The organism is Bacillus sp. JJ722 (assembly GCF_036963345.1).
GTDB lineage: Bacteria > Bacillota > Bacilli > Bacillales > DSM-1321 > Bacillus_AD.
In genome coordinates this window covers 56480-62858 of sequence record NZ_JBALMO010000070.1, presented here as the reverse complement: position 1 = coordinate 62858, position 6379 = coordinate 56480, and the positions used below count along the sequence as shown (strand labels likewise).

At 35.1% G+C, this 6379-nt stretch carries 6 protein-coding genes; 1 reads left to right on the top strand and 5 read right to left on the bottom strand.

Translation table 11 applies throughout. The features are described 5' to 3' along the window. Positions 1-360: 360 nt before the first annotated feature. The 3 genes from V7014_RS10450 to V7014_RS10440 all read right to left on the bottom strand — a co-directional run bounded on the left by V7014_RS10450 (position 361) and on the right by V7014_RS10440 (position 2739). Positions 361-1086: an amino acid ABC transporter permease gene (locus tag V7014_RS10450; protein WP_335506824.1), complete on the bottom strand. Its 726-nt coding sequence runs from the start codon at positions 1084-1086 to the stop codon at positions 361-363. A 20-nt stretch (positions 1087-1106) separates the two neighbouring features. Beyond that, positions 1107-1811, bottom strand: a complete 705-nt coding sequence (locus V7014_RS10445) for an amino acid ABC transporter permease (RefSeq protein WP_335506822.1) — start codon at positions 1809-1811, stop codon at positions 1107-1109. Between the two features lie 82 nt (positions 1812-1893). Beyond that, positions 1894-2739, bottom strand: a complete 846-nt coding sequence (locus V7014_RS10440; RefSeq protein ID WP_335506830.1) for an amino acid ABC transporter substrate-binding protein — start codon at positions 2737-2739, stop codon at positions 1894-1896. Positions 2740-3151: 412 nt separating this feature from the next. On the opposite strand from V7014_RS10440, the gene V7014_RS10435 reads away from it, so the two are divergent. Continuing rightward, positions 3152-4327, top strand: coding sequence for an acyl-CoA dehydrogenase family protein (locus V7014_RS10435; protein WP_335506820.1), 1176 nt, complete (start codon positions 3152-3154; stop codon positions 4325-4327). A 197-nt stretch (positions 4328-4524) separates the two neighbouring features. On the opposite strand, the gene V7014_RS10430 is transcribed toward V7014_RS10435, so the two are convergent. Beyond that, complete coding sequence (locus V7014_RS10430) at positions 4525-5856, bottom strand: DUF4179 domain-containing protein (RefSeq protein ID WP_335506818.1); 1332 nt, start codon at positions 5854-5856, stop codon at positions 4525-4527. Continuing rightward, on the bottom strand, positions 5837-6379 hold the full coding sequence (locus V7014_RS10425; protein WP_335506816.1) for an RNA polymerase sigma factor: 543 nt from the start codon (positions 6377-6379) through the stop codon (positions 5837-5839). Before V7014_RS10425 ends, V7014_RS10430 begins: the two co-directional genes overlap by 20 nt.

Genomic DNA, 6379 nt, shown 5'->3' with positions numbered 1-6379 from the left:
TTTGGTCTTCCTATCCAATGTAACGTAACCCTTGCTCCAAAGTATTCAAGCATCGAGCGAAGTGCATATGATTCCGTTTCACAATTTGGACCCGCAACAAGGGTAATATATAATTCTGGTTTACTCATTGTTTTCCCCTTTCTCATCATATTCTCAATTTTATTTATCTGACTTCACTACGTTTTAAAGTGCATTCTTCTGGTTTAAATATGAAATACACCTAAACAATATTCGCAGCCTTCCCTTCTGTAAATAAAATACCATTTTATCCATATTTAAGAAACTGAAAGTTTCATAAAAAAATAGGCTGCTTTAAACGATAAGGCAGACTATTTTTCACACAAAAAGAACCTAAATACTTTAGACAGATAATTTCACATCTACCTTCGCACTAGAAGGCTTCATTTTCTTTTCAAGCATTGTAAATATCACTTCACATATCCAGCAAATAATCCAATAAATGATGGAAGCGACGAGATACATTTCCAAGAAACGGTATCCATCATTAGCAATAATCTTTGCGAACGCCATAATTTCTACGACTTTAACTGCAAAGGCTAATGAAGTAGCTTTAATAAGTCCAATAAAAGTGTTTCCTAGATTCGGCAAAGCACTCACAAACGCTTGCGGAAGAATAATTCTCCATAGACCTTGTACTGTTGTCATGCCTACAGAATAAGCGGCTTCCATTTGTCCAACATTTGTCGCGTTGATAGACGAACGAAAGATTTCTGCCTGGTAAGCTGCCGTATTCAACGTATAAGCGATTAAAGCATAGATTAATGGAGACACTTGATCAGCATCAATATTGGTGCCAATTTGTTTGTTTAAGAAATCTGCCAGTTCAGGAAATCCATAGAAAAACACGTACAGCTGCACCAATAGAGGCGTACCCCGTATGAAAGAAATATAGACGATAAACAAGCGATTTAAGACAGGTACTTTATAGATACGACATAAGGCAATCAGAAGTCCAAACATTAAACCAAGTACCATTGAAATGACTGCAATCGTTAAAGTGACGGGTACACCTTTTAATACTTCAGGGACTTGTTCCCATGCAAATTCTAAATCAATGATAGACACAAGCGAATCCCCCTCCATGTTTACTGTTTAGATAAACTTAATCGCCCTTTTTTACATACTTTTTCTAGGTAACCAATGACACTCTCGATAACAATACATGTTCCCCAATAAACGAGTGAAATAACTACATAAATTTGAAACATACCGATACCGTGATTGTTTCCTAATATAATACGAACTTGCCCCATAATATCAATAATGCCAATTGTAAAAGCAAGCGAAGTATCTTTCAGTAATTCAATAATATTATTTCCTAAATTCGGCAACGAAATGACGAATGCTTGTGGCAAAATAATTCGTCTTAACGCTTGAAAATAATTCATTCCCACACTGTAAGCAGCTTCTAACTGCCCATGATCAACTGCTAAATAGGCAGAGCGAATAACTTCCGAAAGGTACGCTCCTGAGTGAAAGGCAAACGTAATGACAAGGAATATGATCCTATTCCAGCTATTAATATCAATATGGAAAGCTAATAGAATTTGTGGTAGACCGAAATACACAAGGAACAGCTGCACCAATAGTGGCGTACAACGTGTAAATGATAAATAGAAGGTTGCCACTTGATAAAGAACTGGTTGCCTCTGGATACGAATAATCGCTATGATGACACCGATAATCAAGGCAAAGAATAAAGACAATGCAAGCATAAGCAACGTTAAAGGTAATTTCTCTATTACTTTCGCCAATAAATCCAGCCATTCTGCTAGATCAAAACTTGTCATCTCTAACCCCCCTATATGAAAAATTTAACGTGATAATAATTCCCTATGACATAAGCACGTGTTATGCCATAAGGAAATACGATTATTCAAACTTAAAGCCCTCTGTGTTGAGATAGTCTACGTCTTTAAAGAAGTCTGCGCCAAACCATTTTTCCGCTAACTTCGATAGTGTTCCATCATCTATTAATTCTTTTGTTACTTGATCCATCTCTTTCGCTAAATCTTTATGGTCTTTATTAAATACAATCCAAATTGGTTCTTTCGATACAATGCCACTCACTTTTAAATCTATATTCAGTTCTTCTTGAACAGCATTAAACGTTGTTACATTAATAAACATTGCATCAGCTTTTCCTTCTGCAACTCTTTTCAAGTTATCTGCATTTGAAGGAAACTCGATACTTTCAATCTCTAAAGCTTTGTCAGGATTTTCTTTGTTATAGCTATTTAAGATGGTACGTAAACCACCACTTGGAGCCATTGGTGTTAGTTTTTTATCTACCATATCGTCAAGTGTTTTAATATCATCACGATTCTTCTTCGTTACCAGTGATGTTAAAGAGTAACCATACTCATGCTCTGGATAAAGAAATTTTTCTTCCCTTTCAGGATTTTTAAAAAACCAGTTGATTGCGAAATCATATTTTCCTGTATCAACCCCTATTAAATTTGATTCCTCTTCTCCAAAGACATATTCAAATTTGTAATCAGGTAATCTCTTTTCTACTTCTTTTAAATAGTCCATGTCATAGCCAATCGGTTTATTGTTATCATCTGTATATAAAAACGGAGGATTTACCTCATCACTTAATGCTACTTTAATAATTTTCTTTCCGTCCTTTGTTTCACTACCTGAACTTTCTGAGCATCCTGCTAACACTAAAAGTAGTCCCAATGTTACTAGTGCTGTCGTCCATATTTTTTTCACCTGTTTGTTCCCCCTTGTTTTTAAGATTACATAATCAGGCTCTTGAACAATACGTTTCAAGAACTGGTTCCTCCTGTTTAGGATAAATGAGGTCTCTTCTAGCGTTCCATCTCAAAAATATGACCTATCCATAAAAACCACTTATCTCCTGCAATGATTACTAGCTCTTCTCACTTATCCTTCCTCGCATGTGAAAGCCGTTTTGTTGTACTTGATGTCTCATATTTCTGAATATTAACATATACTATTCATAGCAGTAAAGTTGGTTTTATTAATTTGTGGAAAATTCGTGAAATATCCCAATAAGGTCCTTGACGAAAAAAATAAACTTGTCTATCATTAAAACCAATAAAACAAGTAGGAATTATAAGTTTAAAAATAATTTGACGAACAATCTAGAGGAGTGAAAAATGTGTCAAACCTATTTATTAAAACGGACACACAAAGAAAATGGGTGTCCGAACTTTATAAAAGAAAAACTGAATTTACAAGTAGATCAGCTCAAATTGATGAACTGGCTCTATTTCCAAAAGAAAATATTCAAGAATTAGTCAATATGGGTTATACAAGTTTGACATTGCCAAAAGAATATGGTGGGGAAGGATTATCAGTCTATGATCTAGTACTTATTCAAGAAACGTTAGCAAGTTTTGATGCAACTACTGCGTTATCGATAGGCTGGCATCTTGGAGGAGTAGGTGAAATTTATGAAAACAAATTATGGGATGAAAACAAATTAATTTCTTTTGCGGATGAAGTCTTAAAAGGTGCATTAGTGAACCGTGCAGTAAGTGAAACACAAACAGGTAGCCCAACAAGAGGAGGACGGCCAGGTACATCAGCAAGTAAGAAAGATGGCTCATGGGTCATTAATGGGAGAAAAAACTATACAACGATGTCTCCTGCATTAACATATTTTCTAACATCTGCTTGGATTGAAGAAAAAAACGCAATCGGCTTCTTCCTGCTACATAAAGATAGCAGTGGATTAAGTATTGACGAAACATGGGATGTTATTTCAATGCGAGGAACAGGCAGTCATGATTTAGTGTTGAACCAAGTAAAAGTAGATGATTCTCTTCTCGTTGAAATAAATGAAGGACCAAGAGGAAATAAAGTGAACGGCTGGATTTTACACATTCCAGCTTGCTATTTAGGCATTGCCCAGGCAGCACGTGACTATGCCATTCAATTTGCTAATGAACACGCTCCGAACAGTATTAGCGGCCCAATCAGCCAATTACCGAATGTACAACGTCTAATTGGTGAAATTGAGTTAGAATTAATGAGAGCTAGACACTTCATATACAGTGTGGCAGAAGCGTATGATGACCCTTCTCGAAAACAGTACATCAACACTGAACTTGGTGCTGTTAAACACACAATTACAAATGCCGCTATTTCGATTGTCGATAAAGCAATGAGAATTGTTGGAGCAAAGAGTTTGCAACGTCAAAACCCTCTACAACGATATTATCGCGATGTAAGAGCTGGTTTACACAATCCTCCAATGGATGATGCAACGATTCAAAAATTAGCGCAAGCAGCTATTGAAGAACAAAAAAATCTTGTTGAAACTAATCAATAAAATGAAACTTTAATCGGTGAGGGTTCGTCCATCCCCCACCGATTATTAGTTGAAGCAATCGTGTTCTTACTGGCGCTTAATATCCACTTAACATCTTCGCTTTTACTTTCATTTTGAAATGGGAGTCCTAGTGCCACGGGATAAAATGAAGAGACCAACATCGCCAATAGGAAATGTTGGTCTCTTCAAAGCTATCACTACAAATCGATTTCCGTATTATCAATCACAACTGATTTGATCTTTGAAAGCTCAAACGGTAAATCTGGAACATACTTCAATTTAACATTTTCATTTTCACTGTAACTAATAGCGGAATCTAATTCTTGCAATGAGCCATCTTTCATTTTGATTTTTACAGATGGATTAGTAGATTCAATACTCTTGCCATTACCTTCTAAAGTGACTCCCAATGGCGAAATAGTCATTCTGTCAGCAGTCCAAGTACCAAAATCTTTACTTAACTGCACAACCTTTTCTTCTTTCACAGGCTGCACTTTAAAAGTTGTACTCCAATCTCCTTTTGTATGTAACCCACTAGCTACAAAGTCACCCATTAATGTCAATTTACTAACATCAAGATTCTCCGTCTCAAAAATATATTCTTCCATTTCACTTCCATACTTCACTTGACCTGAATCGTCCATACCAAATGAAATGCTTGAAGGAAAAATTTTATTCCCTAAAGGATCAACCAAATAAAAATATCCATGATTATCCATATCCTTACCTTCCCATTTCGTTTGAATGTGAAGGCGTTCATCAATGAAGCCAATATTTGAAATATGCATAAAGTTTATTTCCGGAAGCGAAATTTCAGTTTCAAAAGGTTGTAAAATTTTTACTTTTTCCCCTTGCAATTTTTCTACCAATTCACCACCTCCGCCAGATGAATGTTCCAAATCTAAAAACATGGTTTGAGGTGTTTTCTGTTTTAACTGTGTAAGATTAGTATCAACTTTAACATTATTAAATGTTTTTTTATGGCTCAGGAAAGAGTTAATTTGAAAACTAACTTTTTTATTGCTTAAAAAATCCCCTCCATTTGCTTGAATGCGGAAGGTGGCCTTCTTAGCGTTCTCATCATAATCTACTAATTGACTATTAAACATTTTAGCTCCAGTTAGCGAGTAATCATCGAAAAGGTCGATTGTTTGATCAATTCGATTGCTTGTTAAATCCTGCATCGTTACATAAATAACCGACATTTCTTCATCTGTCATTGCAGCCACTACTTCCATTTTAATTCCCGCATTTTCACTACTTTTTTCAATAGGTTGTAACATTAATGCCACTTTCGGACTGACAATAGATAACAAATTATTAAAACTCGGTATATATGCAGCACTTACACCAACTGAGAAAACCAGCATCACTACTATTACAGAAGTAATTGGAATAATCCTTTTAAAATAAATAGAACGCCTTGGCCTTTGAATTTCATTCTGAACCGCACGATTAATATTATATTCTGGTGTATGAACTGTATTTAATGCTTTTTTTATAATCCTTTCATCTCGATCCATTTTCATTTCTTTCCTCCAATTTTTCATAGTAATCATTATTTTCCTTTAACTCATTTGCTAGTTTTTTCTTTGCTCGTTCAAATCTTTTTCGTAATGTAGAAGCAGGAATTCGATATATTTCTTCTAATTCCGTATAATTCTTTTCATCAATAACTCTACTAAATACTAATGCTCGATCTTGCGGAGAAAGTGTTGAAAGTGCCGCTTTCAAATCTTCATTCATAAATGTCGAATCATCATTTTTGTATGAGTGTCTAATTAGAAGTAATTTTTTCTTTCTAAGCGTATCAATACAAGTTGTATATGCAATTCGATAAAGCCATGCCGATAAAGATGTTCCACTTGTAAAGCTTTTTCTTTTCTTATAGGCTTTAATAAATGTGATTTGTACAGCATCTTGAGCTTCATAGTAATCGCATAAAATATTATGGCAATATCTTAAAAGAGGCTGCCCATATTGTTCTATCGCACTGTTTAACTCTGTTTCCCCACCTGAAGTAAAAGTATGATTTAAATCATTTTGGTTCAA